The sequence below is a fragment of the Caballeronia sp. LZ029 genome (assembly GCF_031451275.1).
Classification (GTDB): domain Bacteria; phylum Pseudomonadota; class Gammaproteobacteria; order Burkholderiales; family Burkholderiaceae; genus Caballeronia; species Caballeronia jiangsuensis.
On sequence record NZ_JARUXO010000010.1, the window covers coordinates 1 to 812 of the forward strand.

The 812-nt window shown below is 61.8% G+C and carries 1 protein-coding gene; it reads right to left on the minus strand.

Translation table 11 applies throughout. From position 1 onward, the window contains the following. Nucleotides 1–43: 43 nt before the first annotated feature. Nucleotides 44–812: integrase core domain-containing protein (locus QCE73_RS33865; protein ID WP_309885319.1), on the minus strand; the 769-nt coding region annotated here is incomplete at its 5' end.

Below are 812 nucleotides of genomic sequence, written 5' to 3' on the forward strand. Positions count from 1 at the left end.
GACATGGTTGACACTTTCGTCGGGGACATGGTTGACACTTTGATCATCGTGTATCGGGCTGGTTCGGGTCAAACGTCATGAGTCGGTGATGCGCGAAATAGAGGTCGTAGGCATCGGCAATCGTGCTGCTCGGTCGCGCCGCGATGTGCAGTCCGTGCAGTGCGCTGGATACGCGCAAACGGTGTTTTCCAAACGTCACCTTGCCGTTCCAGCCCACCAGCAGTACCTGATCATCCGGTCCGTATTCGAGCGGCGGCAGGCGGCTGGGCATCGCCCGCGCACTGGGCCGATAGCGCGAGATCGGTGTTGCCATGCCGATGCCCGCGTGCGGGCGCTCGAAGTTATAGCTTTGGCGCCAGCGGTCGAATTCAGCCTGCACCTGATCGGGCCCGGTGAAGCTGCGGTGGTTCAGCACCTCGGCCTTGAGCGAGCGATGAAAGCGCTCGTCCTTGCCGTTGGTCTGCGGGTGATAGGGACGGCTATGGCTCATACGAATACCCAGCCGAATGCATCGGATGGCCAACTCGGTCAATTCGCCAGGCTTGCTTGGCGTGCCCCACGGCGCGCCGTTATCGGCGTTGATCTGTTGCGGCAGCCCGTAACAGGCGAAAGCGTTTCGCAGGTGCGTGTACACCGTCTCGGTGTCCTGGCTGCAGCACGCCTGCAGCACGAGGTTGAAGCGCGAATGATCGTCGATCACGGTGAGCGGGTGGCAGCGCCTTTGATCGAGCATGCCGAAGTGGCCCTTGAAATCGATTTGCCATAGCTCGTTAGGCTCGGCGCGCTCGAAACGGGTCCAGGCGGTGGCCGCC